Annotated in this window: 14 protein-coding genes; 6 read left to right on the top strand and 8 right to left on the bottom strand. The window is 67.1% G+C overall.

Features of this window, described 5'->3' with window-relative positions; all coding sequences use genetic code 11:
* Positions 1-41: 41 nt before the first annotated feature.
* The 3 genes from LWW96_RS20745 to LWW96_RS20735 all read right to left on the bottom strand — a co-directional run bounded on the left by LWW96_RS20745 (position 42) and on the right by LWW96_RS20735 (position 2,397).
* Positions 42-434, bottom strand: a complete 393-nt coding sequence (locus LWW96_RS20745; protein WP_291489758.1) for a hypothetical protein — start codon at positions 432-434, stop codon at positions 42-44.
* An 82-nt stretch (positions 435-516) separates the two neighbouring features.
* Positions 517-681: a DUF1328 domain-containing protein gene (locus tag LWW96_RS20740; RefSeq protein ID WP_010463174.1), complete on the bottom strand. Its 165-nt coding sequence runs from the start codon at positions 679-681 to the stop codon at positions 517-519.
* A 306-nt stretch (positions 682-987) separates the two neighbouring features.
* Positions 988-2,397 (bottom strand): CHASE3 domain-containing protein, encoded by a 1,410-nt coding sequence (locus LWW96_RS20735; RefSeq protein ID WP_291489757.1) that lies wholly within the window; start codon positions 2,395-2,397, stop codon positions 988-990.
* 125 nt (positions 2,398-2,522) lie between these two features.
* Between LWW96_RS20735 and LWW96_RS20730 the strand changes: the two genes are divergently transcribed.
* On the top strand, positions 2,523-3,155 hold the full coding sequence (locus tag LWW96_RS20730; protein ID WP_291489756.1) for a response regulator transcription factor: 633 nt from the start codon (positions 2,523-2,525) through the stop codon (positions 3,153-3,155).
* Positions 3,156-3,229: 74 nt separating this feature from the next.
* On the opposite strand, the gene LWW96_RS20725 is transcribed toward LWW96_RS20730, so the two are convergent.
* From LWW96_RS20725 to gpmA, 4 genes are all read right to left on the bottom strand, one after another.
* Positions 3,230-3,652: a response regulator gene (locus LWW96_RS20725; RefSeq protein ID WP_291489755.1), complete on the bottom strand. Its 423-nt coding sequence runs from the start codon at positions 3,650-3,652 to the stop codon at positions 3,230-3,232.
* A gap of 115 nt (positions 3,653-3,767) precedes the next feature.
* Positions 3,768-4,517: a HesA/MoeB/ThiF family protein gene (locus LWW96_RS20720; protein ID WP_291489754.1), complete on the bottom strand. Its 750-nt coding sequence runs from the start codon at positions 4,515-4,517 to the stop codon at positions 3,768-3,770.
* 81 nt (positions 4,518-4,598) lie between these two features.
* On the bottom strand, positions 4,599-6,035 hold the full coding sequence (locus tag LWW96_RS20715) for a S41 family peptidase (protein WP_291489753.1): 1,437 nt from the start codon (positions 6,033-6,035) through the stop codon (positions 4,599-4,601).
* Positions 6,036-6,156: 121 nt separating this feature from the next.
* Entirely contained in the window at positions 6,157-6,900 is a 744-nt protein-coding gene (gpmA, locus tag LWW96_RS20710; RefSeq protein ID WP_291489752.1) for a 2,3-diphosphoglycerate-dependent phosphoglycerate mutase, read from the bottom strand.
* Between the two features lie 87 nt (positions 6,901-6,987).
* Between gpmA and LWW96_RS20705 the strand changes: the two genes are divergently transcribed.
* From LWW96_RS20705 to LWW96_RS20690, 4 genes are all read left to right on the top strand, one after another.
* Positions 6,988-7,395 (top strand): rhodanese-like domain-containing protein, encoded by a 408-nt coding sequence (locus tag LWW96_RS20705; protein WP_291489751.1) that lies wholly within the window; start codon positions 6,988-6,990, stop codon positions 7,393-7,395.
* 77 nt (positions 7,396-7,472) lie between these two features.
* A complete protein-coding gene (grxC, locus tag LWW96_RS20700; protein WP_291489750.1) occupies positions 7,473-7,736 on the top strand; it encodes a glutaredoxin 3 in 264 nt (87 codons plus the stop codon).
* 114 nt (positions 7,737-7,850) lie between these two features.
* Positions 7,851-8,309: a protein-export chaperone SecB gene (gene secB, locus LWW96_RS20695; RefSeq protein WP_291489749.1), complete on the top strand. Its 459-nt coding sequence runs from the start codon at positions 7,851-7,853 to the stop codon at positions 8,307-8,309.
* Between the two features lie 207 nt (positions 8,310-8,516).
* The gene (locus LWW96_RS20690) at positions 8,517-9,530 is read left to right on the top strand and encodes an NAD(P)H-dependent glycerol-3-phosphate dehydrogenase (protein ID WP_291489748.1); all 1,014 of its coding nucleotides are present in this window, start codon (positions 8,517-8,519) and stop codon (positions 9,528-9,530) included.
* 391 nt (positions 9,531-9,921) lie between these two features.
* Here the strand turns inward: LWW96_RS20690 and lysA are convergent, their stop codons facing one another.
* Positions 9,922-11,166 carry a diaminopimelate decarboxylase gene (gene lysA / locus LWW96_RS20685; protein WP_291489747.1) on the bottom strand — a complete coding sequence of 415 codons (1,245 nt, stop codon included), beginning with the start codon at positions 11,164-11,166 and terminating at the stop codon, positions 9,922-9,924.
* 108 nt (positions 11,167-11,274) lie between these two features.
* Here lysA and LWW96_RS20680 point away from each other — a divergent pair, with 108 nt between their 5' ends.
* Positions 11,275-12,213 (top strand): LysR family transcriptional regulator, encoded by a 939-nt coding sequence (locus LWW96_RS20680; protein WP_291489746.1) that lies wholly within the window; start codon positions 11,275-11,277, stop codon positions 12,211-12,213.
* The last annotated feature ends 58 nt before the right edge of the window (positions 12,214-12,271 follow it).

Raw genomic sequence — 12,271 nt, 5'->3', positions numbered from 1 at the left:
CCAGGCACCCCATGCGGTCATCTTAGTACGCTGACCGGGGTTCAGTAGGCGTGCCGGCGGCGCGACATCCACAGCACCAGCGTCGCCAGCGCCGCGCCCGAGGCCGCTGCAATGACCATGGACTTGCCGGGCTGCTCCGCCACATAGCGGGTGGTGGCCTCGGTCGCCTCATTGATCTTCTGGCGGGCCTTGGCGCCGGTTTCGGCGCAATAGTCGATGCTGCGGGACGCCAGTTCCTGCGCCCGTGCCGCCAGGTCATCGATGACCGGGTCGGCCTGGCTGCGAAGCGAACGCACGCCGTCTTCGGCTTTCTCCAGCGTGGCGTGGGCCGCAGTGCGCGTGGTCTGCACGGCGTCCTGGGCGCTTTGCAGCACGTCGTCAGCGAGATTGCGGGCGCCGTCGGCGGCCTTGTCGGTAGCGGTCTGAATGCTCATGAGGGACTCCTTGGATCCGGGAAACTAAAAGGGAAGGCGTTGTGCGCCGCAGGCTGCGCGGCGCAAGGCCAGCGGGCGGGCGTCAGCCCTTCTTGAGCAGCCCCAGGACAAAGGTCACCACGGCCATGATCACGAACACGAAGAAAAGAATCTTGGCGATGCCCACCGCACCCGCGGCGATGCCACCAAAACCGAACAGCGCCGCAATCAATGCGATCACCAGAAACACCACTGCATAGTGCAACATTTGTCTTCTCCTTTGCGGGGCCGGCCTGCCGGCGTTGTTGAGGGCACAGGAAAGTTCTGCGCCTGCCGTTTACTGTAGGCAGGACCCGGCGCCCGGGCTGCCGGCCCCTGGCGCGCAGGGTTGTCGGCGGCCCAGCGGGCGGTATGTAGGAGAGCGCCTGCAACGCGGGCGCAGGCGCGAGAGCCCTGCCGGAAGCGGTCAGCACCGCCCGGTCATACCCTCACGCTGCCCTGCCCGGGCTGAGACGCGGTCTGGTGGCGGGTGGGATCGGGGGCCGTGGGGGCAGCGCGCAGCCGCCTTTGCGGGTCAGGCCGCAGGCGGCGGTGGGCTGGCCGGCAGCTCGTCGGCGCGGGCCTGCTGCAGCGGCAGCACGGCGGACACCAGGGTGCCGCCACCGGGGCGCGAGGTGATGGACAGCCGCCCCCCGGCCGACTCCACGCGGTGGCGCATGCCCGAGAGGCCGTGGGACGTGGGCCGCACCGCGGCGGGGTCAAAGCCCTGGCCGTTATCGCGCACCTGCACGGCCACATGGGTGGGGTAGCCGTGGACCGACACCAGCACCTTCGACGCCTTGGCGTACTTGCCGATGTTGGTCAGGGCCTCCTGCACCATGCGGTAGACGGTGAGCTGCGATGCATCGGGCAGCTGGACGGCCTCCAGGCTCGTCTCCACCTCGATGCCCGCGCGCTCGGCATACTCGCGCGTGAGGATCTCGATGGCGGCCGTGAGGCCCAGGTTGGACAGCGACGAGGGCCGCAGGTCCTCGATGATGCGCCGCTTGAGCGCGATGCCGCTGTTGAGCGTCTCGGTCAGGTGCTTGAGCCGCTCGGCCACTTCCGGCATCTGCGGGTCCAGCTTGGACTTGAGGCGGGCCACATCCAGTTTCGCGGCCGTGAGCAACGCGCCCAGCTCATCGTGAAGCTCGCGCGCCAGATGGCCCCGCTCTTCTTCGCGCACCTGCTGCAAGTGGTTGGCCAGTTCGGACAGCGTGGCCGTGCGCAGCTTCACCAGGCCCTCAAGCCGGTCGCGCTCGCGCTCCAGCAAGGTCTGCTCGCGCTGGTTGACGACACTCAGCGCCTGGGCCTGGCGCAGGTACATGTAGAACGCCAGCAGCCCGATGGCCGTCACCGTGGCAATGCCGATGCGCGAGAGCATGAGCGACTGCTCGATCTGCTCCCGCCCCTGCCGCACATGCTCGTCCGCGCGGGCGATCAGCTCCATCGCATGCTTGCGAATGGCCTGCATGTGCTCCTTGCCCACGTCGGTGTGCAGGATGAACTTCCACGCATCCTCATTGCCCTGGCGGCGCAGCCGCAGGCTCAACTCCATCTCGGCGAGCTTGCGCGAGATCTGCCGCGACAACAGCGCAAACTCCTGCATGTCGTCCGGCGCATCCATGAACAGCTTGCGCAAGCCGTCCAGGTCCGACTGCACGCTGGCCACTGCAGTGTCGTAGGGCTCTAGGTACGTGTCGTTGCCGGTGAGCAGGTAGCCCCGCTGGCCGGTCTCGGCGTCGAGCATGCTCTGCAGCAGCTGGTTCACCGCCTTGCGCGTGTTGATGCCGTGCGTCATCTGCTCCACCGCGTCCTGCGAACGCATGTGGCCCGTCTCGTTAATCCCCACAAGCACCATGGCCGCAAGCAGCGCCATCGGCAGGCTCAGCGCCATCTTGCGAACCTTGGGCAGCCAGATACGGGTGTTTTCTTTGAGGCTCATACGCGGTATTCTGGATAATGTGTGAGCCCCCCGGCACGTTCCTCTTTCGCAGAGACAGCGTGCCCGAGAACCCTTCCCTTCAACAACATCAGGCGCGGAATCACCGCCCTGCGAAAGAGAGTTCGATGATCAAAATTGGCATTGTGGATGACCACGCGATTGTTCGCTCCGGGCTGCGGCAATTCCTGTCGGAGCACGTGGACCTGCGCGTGGAAGGCGAGGCAGCCAACGGCCGCGAAGCCATCGACCTGGTGCGCAACAAGGAGATCGACGTTCTGCTGATGGACCTGTCGATGCCCGGGCAAAGCGGGCTGGACGCCCTGGCCATGCTGCGCGCCAAGGCACCGGACATGGGCATCCTGATCCTGAGCGGCTATCCCGAGGAACACTACGCCATCAACCTGATCCGGCAAGGCGCCAGCGGCTACCTGAACAAGGAGTGCGACCCCGCGGAAATTGTGGAAGCCATCCGCACCATTGCCCTGGGCCGCCGCTACCTCACGCCCGCCGTGGCGGAGCTGCTGGCGCAGCAGCTCAACCGCAAGGACGACGCGCCGCCGCACGAGCAGCTGTCCGAGCGCGAATTCCAGGTGTTCCTCAAGCTCGCCAAGGGCGAAACAGCCGGCGACATCGCCAAGGCGCTGTCGCTGAGCGTGAAGACGGTGAGCACCTACCGCACGCGGCTGATGGAGAAAATGAGCCTGTCGTCCAACAGCGACCTGACGTACTACGCGCTCAAGAACCGCCTGATTGACTGACATGGAAAAAACGCCCGGGGCCGAAGGTTCCGGGCTGCCCGATGGCCTGCTCGCCGGCCCGCCGCGCCGGCGGATCAGGCCGCCTGCCCGGAGGCAGGCATGGGAGGATTGAAGTTCATCCCCGCAGGCGCGCTGTGCTGGATGCAGTAATCCACCAGCGCATCAATTTCATTGGACTTGTCGAAGACGGCATCGACGCCCAGCTGCGCACAGCGCATCCGCACATCGGGCGTGGCATAGTTGCTGAGCACCACCATCTTCTGGCCCGGCTTGCGATCGCGGCAGGCCGCCAGCACGCCCAGGCCGCTGCCTTGGCGCAAGAACAGATCGACAATGGCCAAGTCCCAGTCACCCGGGTGGGCCAGCAGCCAGTTCTTGCCATCGTCTTCGGTCTCCGCCACGCCCACAGCTTCCACCGACGCCAGCTCCTCGAGCGTACCAATCAGGTTCTCGCGGATGGTGGCGTTGTCTTCAACGATATAGGTGCGGAGTTTCACGGGCGGTGTCCAGATTCGCGACCCCCTGGGAGATGCCAAGGGTCTAGCCTCGAATGTAGGGGCTATCGCAAGGCCATTCTGCCAGCCGCCACACGCGCAGGTTGTAGGAGCTTTCCTACCTTGTGGCGCACACGCTGCAGTGCGGAGCGCGCTGCAGGCGCAGGGTGCTCCACTCCATGGTCCGTCCGTCCAGCATCAGCAGGCGGCCGGCCAGCGAGGTACCCACGCCCGCCAGCAGCTTGAGCGCCTCGGCCGCCTGCATGGCGCCCACCACCCCCACCAGCGGCGCAAATACGCCCAGGGTGGAACAGCGCACTTCCTCGAACTCCGCCTGCGGCGGAAAGATGCAGGCGTAGCACGGGGACTGTGCATCCCGCGGGTCAAGCACCGTGATCTGGGCGTCAAAACGGATCACCGCGCCTGCCACCAGCGGCTTGCCGTGGCGCATGCACGCCGCGTTGACCGCGTGGCGCGTTGCGTAGTTGTCGCTGCAGTCCAGCACCACCGACGCGTCCCGCACCAGCGCCTGCAAGGTCTCGGCGTCCACCCGCGTCTGAAGCGCCGTCACCCGCACCTCGGGGTTGATGGCCTCCAGGGCCACTGCGGCCGAGGCCACCTTGGGCTGCCCCACGCGGGCCGTGGTGTGGGCGATCTGGCGCTGGAGGTTGGTCAGGTCGACCACGTCGTCGTCCACCAGCGTGATGTGGCCGACCCCCGCGGACGCCAGGTACAGCGCTGCGGGCGAGCCGAGTCCCCCCGCTCCGATGATGAGTGCATGGGCCGCCAGCACGCGCTCCTGGCCTTCGATGCCCATTTCGTCGAGAAGAATGTGGCGGGAGTAACGCAGAAGCTGGTCGTCGGTCATGGGGCGGGCGGTGGGGCACGGACAAAGAAAAAAGCCGGATTCCGCGGGAATCCGGCTTGGGGAACCTGGAGAGCGGAAAGCTCAATTTTCTTTCTTTTCTTCCTTGCGCTCCGTCAGCGTCTTGCTCACCATCACCGTGCGGCCCTTGAGCTGGTTGAGGGCCTGCGCCAGCTGGAAGTCCTTGTCCGAACCAAACTCGGGCACCTTGCGGTCGGGGGCAGGCTTCTTGGCCTCTTCCTCCAGGCGCTTGCGGGCCTCGTCGCGGGCCTTTTCACGGGCCTCGTCCTTCTTTTCCTCGCCCTGGCCGCTGCCCAGGTGCTTGTCGAGGTCGGCCTCGCGCATGCGCAGGGCCGCGAAGGGGCTGCCCTCCTCGGACTCATCCACCATTACATCAGGGACGATGCCCTTGGCCTGGATGGAACGGCCGCTGGGCGTGTAGTAGCGTGCGGTAGTGAGCTTGATGCCCGTGTCCGGCCCCAGGGGCCGCACGGTCTGCACGGAGCCCTTGCCGAAGGTCTGGCTGCCCATGATGGTGGCGCGCTTGTGGTCCTGCAGCGCACCCGCCACGATTTCGCTGGCAGACGCGGAGCCTTCGTTGACCAGCACCACCAGCGGCACGGTCTTCAGGGCGGCCGGCAGCCGGCGCAGCGGGTCCCCGCCGCCGCGGCGCAGGTAGTAGTCGGGCGAGGCCTTGTACGTGGCCTTGCTGTCCGCCAGCTGGCCGTTGGTGGTGACGACGGTGACGTTGTCGGGCAGGAAGGCCGCCGACACCGCCACGGCGGCGTCCAGCAGGCCGCCGGGGTCGTTGCGCAGGTCCAGCACCAGGCCCTTGAGGTTGGGCTCCTGCTTGTAGATCTCTTCGATCTTGCGCACGAAGTCGTCCACCGAGCGTTCCTGGAACTGGGACAGGCGGATCCAGCCGTAGCCGGGCTCCACCACCTTGCCCTTGACGGACTGGGTCTTGATCTCTTCGCGCGTGATGGTCACGGGAAAGGTGCGGCTCTCGTCCTTGCGGAAGATGGTGAGCGTGACCTTGGTATTGGGCTCGCCCCGCATGCGCTTGACGGCGTCGTTCAAGGACAGGCCCTTGACGGCGGTCTCGTCGATCTTGGTGATCAGGTCGTTGGTCAGCAGGCCTGCGCGGAATGCGGGCGAGCCTTCAATGGGCGACACCACCTTGATCAAGCCGTCTTCCTGGGTGATCTCGATGCCCACGCCCACGAAGCGGCCGGACGTTCCTTCGCGGAATTCCTTGAAGGACTTCTTGTCGAAATACTGCGAGTGCGGGTCCAGGCTGGACACCATGCCGGAGATGGCATCGGTGATGAGCTTCTTGTCGTCCACCGGCTCGACGTAGTCGGTCTTCACCAGCCCGAAGACGGCCGACAGTTGCTGGATTTCTTCCAGTGGCAGCGGGGTCATGGCGCCGCGGGCCACGGTCTGCAACGAAATCGTTGTCAACGCCCCTGCCACCACACCGACCGACACCCATCCTGCAATTTTGAGTTTGTGCCCCATACAACACCTTTTACCGCAACGAACCAATATACACCTTGGAAGGCGCGGACCCCTGGCGGTTCCGCGCCGGCACTTGCTTTGAAGAGGATATCGCCCGGTTTCGCCGGTCTTTACACAGGCTTTACGCCTTGCCCTGCGACGCCACCGCTGCCGCGGCCTTGGCGGCCGCTTCGGCGTCGCCCAGATAGTAGTGGCGCAGCGGCTTGAGGTTCGCGTCCAGCTCGTATACCAGCGGGATTCCGTTGGGAATGTTCAGGCCCACGATGTCGGCGTCGGAGATGTTGTCCAGGTACTTCACCAGGGCGCGGATGGAGTTGCCGTGCGCGGCCACCACCACGCGCTTGCCCGAGCGGATGGCGGGCGCCATCGCTTCGTTCCAGAACGGCAGCACGCGGGCCACGGTGTCCTTGAGGCATTCGGTCAGCGGCACGCTGCCTTCGGGCACGCCCGCGTAGCGGCGGTCGCCGCGTTCGCTGCGGGGGTCGGTGGTTTCCAGCGCGGGCGGCGGGGTGTCGTAGCTGCGGCGCCAGACCAGCACCTGCTCGTCGCCGTACTGCTTGGCCATGTCGGCCTTGTTCAAGCCTTGCAGGGCGCCGTAGTGGCGCTCGTTCAGGCGCCAGTCCTTCACCACGGGCAGCCAGGTGCAGTCCATTTCGTCCAGCGTGTACCACAGGGTGTGGATGGCGCGCTTGAGGACGCTGGTGAAGGCCAGGTCGAACTCGTATCCCTCGGCCTTGAGCAGTTTGCCGGCCGACATGGCCTGCGACACGCCGGTGGGCGTGAGGTCGACATCGGTCCAGCCGGTGAAGCGGTTTTCAAGGTTCCAGGTGGATTCGCCGTGGCGGATCAAAACGAGCTTGTACATGGTTTCCCCAGGAAAGGCGGGTCTAAGAAATACGGGCCAAAACCAGACATTCTAAAATTACGCGGTTCGGCAACCCAAGGAATCTTCGTGAAATTCATCATTGACAACTGGTATCTGGTTTTTGTTGCGCTGGCCTCGGGCGGCATGCTGCTGTGGCCGGTCCTGCGCAGTGCCAGTGGCGGCGCGCTCACCCCTGCGAGCGCCGTGCAGCTCATCAACCGCGAGAAAGCCGTCGTCATCGACGTGTGCGAGGCCGAGGAGTTTGCGGCCGGCCACGTGGGCGGCGCCAAGAACATTCCGCTGGGCCAGCTGGAAGAGCGCCTGCCCACCGTGGTCAAGAACAAGGCCGTGCCGGTGGTGCTGGTGTGCGCGAGCGGCGCCCGCTCCACCCGCGCCGCGGCCATCGCCAAGAAGCTGGGCTACGAAAAGGCCGAAAGCCTGGCGGGCGGCCTGAAGGCCTGGCGCGAAGCCAGCCTGCCGGTGGAAAAAGCCTGATCCGCCCCCAGTTATTCCATCGCCGATAGGCTTGCGCCTCATTCGATGTTGATACCCAGGAACCCAGGAAGACCGCCATGCAACCCGTGAAGATGTACACCACCGCCGTCTGCCCCTACTGCATCCGTGCCAAGCAGATCCTCAAGTCCAAGGGCGTGGAGCAGATCGAGGAGATCCGCGTGGACATGGACCCCGCCGCCCGCACCCACATGATGGAGATCACCGGCCGGCGCACCGTGCCGCAGATTTTCATCGGCAGCACGCACGTGGGCGGCCACGACGACCTGGTGGCGCTGGATGGCCGTGGCGAGCTGATGCCGCTGCTGGGCGCCGCGGCCTGATGATCCCTTCGCCGGGCGCTGCATAATGCAGCCCCATGTGCCCGCTGCGGGAGCTTGTCCCGGGCGGGTTTTGTTTTGCCAGCATTTCGTAAGCAGCAAAGAGACTTGTCAACCATGGCCGACCAAGAAAACCCCGTGTTCCAGATCCAGCGCGTCTACCTGAAGGACATGTCGCTGGAGCAACCCAACTCCCCCGCCATCCTGATCGAACAAGAGCAGCCCAGCGTGGACATCCAGCTGGGCGTGGAAGCCACGCCCGTGGCCGAAGGCATCTTTGAAGTGGCCGTGACGGCCACCGTGCAGACCAAGATCAAGGACAAGACGGTGTTCCTGGTCGAGGCCAAGCAGGCCGGCATCTTCGAAATCCGCAACATCCCCGAAGACCAGATGGGCCCCATCATGGGCATCGCCTGCCCGCAGATCGTGTACCCCTACCTGCGCGGCAACGTGGCCGACCTGATCAACCGCGCCGGCTTCCCGCCCGTGCACCTGGCGGAGATCAACTTCCAGGCCATGTACGAGCAGCAGCAAGCCCAGGCCGCCGGCCAGGGTTCGCCGATCATCACGCAGTGACCCCACACCCCCCTGAGGCCCTGCGGGCCTTCCCCCCGCTCTCGCATTGCTGTGCAACGCGGGCAGGGGGACGACGCCGGTGGCCTGGCAGAGCCAGTTCCACGGCGTCCGCTGGCCTCGGCCGCGCGCGATTTCTGCGCAGCGGCATGGAATACACGGTTTAAACCTTTTTGGCCTCCAGCGCTTATCCAGCAAGCGCAAGCAGCTATGAAAATCATAGTATTGGGTGCGGGTGCCTGGGGTTCGGCACTCGCCATGAGTGCGGCCCAGCACCCTGCCGGGCATGCGGTCACGCTGTGGGCGCGCGACGCGGGCCAGGCCAACGCCATGCGCGCGGCACGGCAGAACGCGCGCTATCTGCCGGGCATCGACTTTCCCCCTTCTCTCTGCGTCGCCGACGGCCGCTTTGCCTCGCTGCTGCCGGGCGCCGATCTCGTCATCGTGGCGACGCCGATGGCGGCGCTGCGCGGCATGCTGCAGGCGCTGATTGGCTGCGCAGCCCCGGTGGCGTGGCTCTGCAAGGGGTTCGAGGCAGTGCCGGCCGGCGCTGACTCTGCATCTTTTGGCCTGCTGGCGCACGAGGTGCAAGCGCAGACAGCTCCTGATTTAATAGCAGGTGTCTTCAGCGGCCCGAGCTTTGCCCAGGAAGTGGCGCTGGGGCAGCCCACGGCCCTGGTGGCCGCCAGCGCCCACGCTGCCGTGCGCGAAGCGCTCGTCCATGCCTTTCACAGCCCCAGCGTGCGCGTGTACGCCAACGACGACATCGTGGGCGTGGAAGTGGGCGGTGCGGTGAAGAACGTGCTGGCCATTGCCACCGGGCTGTGCGACGGCCTGGCCCTGGGGCTGAACGCCCGCGCCGCTCTGGTGACCCGCGGCCTGGCCGAGATGACGCGGCTGGGCCTGGCGCTGGGGGCGCGCGCCGAAACGTTCATGGGCCTGTCGGGCCTGGGCGACCTCGTGCTGACGGCCACGGGCGATCTCTCGCGCAACCGGCGCGTGGGCATGTTGCTGGCGCAGGGGCAAACCCTGGCCCAGGCCGTGGAGTCGCTGGGCCATGTGGCCGAGGGCGTGTACTCCGCCCGCACCGTGGTGCAGCGTGCCCGCCACCTGGGCGTGGACATGCCCATTGCGGAGGCCGCGGTGGCCTTGCTCGATGGCCAGCTCCGCCCGGCCGAGGCCGTGGCCCAGCTGATGGGCCGAGGGCCGCGCGGCGAAGTCTGAGGCTGGCGAGGGCAGCCGCAGGCCGCCTTCCCTTCCATACCTCCACGCCTCTCAGGGCACGCAAAAAACGCCGCAGGGCCCTAGGGCGCCTGCGGCGTTCTTGCGTGCGGGGCGTGGTTGCAACGCCCGTTCCGCCACGGCCCGCACAGCGGGGTCCGCAGCGGCGGGGGTCAGAACACGCCAAACAGCATGAGCAACAGAACCACGGACAGCGGGACGCCGAGCAGCCACAGGATGATGGGCATGGTGATCTCCTTGAAAGGGTGAGTCAGTTGGTAGGTGGTGCCACCTTATCGCCCGCCCCCGGCGCCCCGTGTGCGCCATCGGTGGTGCTGCGCGTAGTCCCCTGCCTACTGCCCTGCAGCCCTGCTGGCCCGGCCGGGCCGTGGCCTCAAAGACCCTGCTCGAGCGCCAGCAGGTCTTCCACCGTCTGGCGACGGCGAATCAGGCGGGCCTGGCCGCCGTCCACCAGCACCTCGGCAATCAGCGGGCGCGTGTTGTAGTTGGAGGACATGGACGCGCCGTAGGCGCCCGTGTCGTGGATCACCAGCAGGTCGCCCACTTGCGCGGCGGGCAGCTCGCGCGGCAGCACCACGCCGCCGTCGCCCTGGGTGAACACGTCGCCGGATTCGCACAGCGGCCCGGCCACCACGGTGGGCTGGGCCGCGCCCAGCGAACCCTCGCGGCGCAACAGTTCCATGGCGTGGAAGGCGCCGTACATCGATGGGCGCATCAGCTCGTTGAAGCCGGTGTCCACCAGCACGAAGTGGTTGCGGCCCGCGTTTTTGGTGGCGCGCACCTGGCCCAGCAGCACGCCCGATTCGGCCACCAGGAAGCGGCCGGGCTCGATCTCCAGGCCCAGGCGGTGGCCCACGATGGCCTCGGCCTGCTGGCGCGCGGCATCCCACAGGCCGTGGTAGTGCTGGGTGTCCACCACCGGGTCGCCGCTGCGGTACGGGATGGACAGGCCGCCGCCCGCCGAAATCGCGTGCAGGTCGTGCCCCGCCGCGTGGGCCGTGCGCACCAGGCCCACCATGGCGCCGCAAACCTCGGCCAAGTGGCTGTAGTCCACACCCGAGCCGATGTGCATGTGCAGGCCCACCAGCTTCAGCCCGTGCTGGGCGATGGCCGCCAGCGCGGCTTCCAGGTCGGTGTGCCAGATGCCGTGCTTGCTGTGCTCGCCGCCCGTGTTGGTCTTGTTGCTGTGGCCGTGGCCGAAGCCGGGGTTGATGCGCAGCCACACGGCGTGGCCGGGCGAGCGCGTGCCCAGCTGGTGCAGCATGTCGATGGAGCCGGCGTTGACCGGGACGCCGTGTTCCACCACGCAGTCCAGCGTGGCGGCGTCGAACAGGTCGGCGGTGAAGACGATCTCGGAGGGCTCACCACCCGCCACGTAGCCGGCTGCCAGCGCGCGCAGGATCTCGCCGCGCGAGACGGCATCCACCTTCACGCCCTGCTCGCGCATGAGCTTCAGGATGTGGATGTTGGAGCAGGCCTTCTGCGCAAACCGCACGGTTTCGAAATTGGACACCTGCGCGATGCGCTGGCGGATGGTGGCCGCGTCGTACACCCACAGCGGGGTGCCGAACTGGTCGGCCAGAGCCCACAGCTGGGCAGGCGTGAAAGGGTTGGACATGGAGCGTCTCCAGACAGGTACAGCACAACGAAGCCTGGATGATGCCCGCGCCCTTCTATTTGGTCTAATACTTTGAATCGCACTGTCAATTCATTTTGGATATAGACCATGCCCGACGCACCACTGGCCCAGCGCATCACCCACCGCCACATCGAAGTGTTCCGCGCCGTGATGGCCGCCGGCAGCGCCACGGGCGCGGCCGACCTGCTGCACAGCTCCCAGCCCACGGTGAGCCGGGAACTGGCGCGGCTGGAGTCGCTGCTGGGCTACGCGCTGTTTGAACGCGTGCAGGGCCGCCTGCGCGCCAACGCCCGGGCGCTGGCATTGTGGGACGAGGTGCAGCGCTCCTGGCAGGGCCTGGAGCGCGTGGTGGAGCGCGCGGTGACGCTGGGCCGGGCGGACGCGGTGCAACTCTCCGTGCTCTGCCTGCCCGCGCTGGCCCACGCCCTGCTGCCGGGTGCGGCGGCCCGGCTGGTGCAGGCCTGCCCACAGGCGCGGCTGTCGGTCACGCCCCAGGAATCGCCCCTGCTGGAAGAATGGATCAGCGCCCAGCGCTTTGACCTGGCGCTGTGCGAGCAAGCCAGCGCCCCGCCCGGCACGCGGGCCGAGGTGCTGCTGACGCTGGACGAAGTGGCCGTGCTGCCGGCCGGGCATGCGCTGGCGCAGCAGGCCCGGCTGCAGCTGGCCGATTTTGCGGACCAGCCGTTTGTGAGCCTCTCGGCCGACGACCCCTACCGCCGCCTGATCGACGCCCGCTTTGCCCAGGCCGGCGTGCCGCGCACGCTGCGCACCGAAACCCACAGCGCCGCCGCCGTGTGCGCCATGGTGGAGCACGGCCTGGGGCTGGCCATCGTGAACCCGCTGACGGCCCTGACCGCGGCGGCCGGCGGCCGGCTGGTGGTGCGGCGGCTGGCGTTTTCGATCCCGTTCAGCGTGGCCGCCGTGCTGCCGCTGTACCGCCCGGCGTTGCCGGAGGTGGAGCCCATGGTGCAGGCCCTGCGCGCCGAGGCGGCCGAGAAGGCGCAGCAGCTGCAAGCACTGCCGTAGATGCTACTGTTTTAATAGCTCTCAGCGCTTATCCAGCAAGCGCTGGAGCCGCTTTTCC

Origin of the sequence: Acidovorax sp. (assembly GCF_021287135.1) — a bacterium.
Classification (GTDB): domain Bacteria; phylum Pseudomonadota; class Gammaproteobacteria; order Burkholderiales; family Burkholderiaceae_C; genus Acidovorax.
The sequence above is the reverse complement of the archived record's forward strand: the minus strand, read 5'-3'. Positions and strand labels throughout refer to the sequence as shown.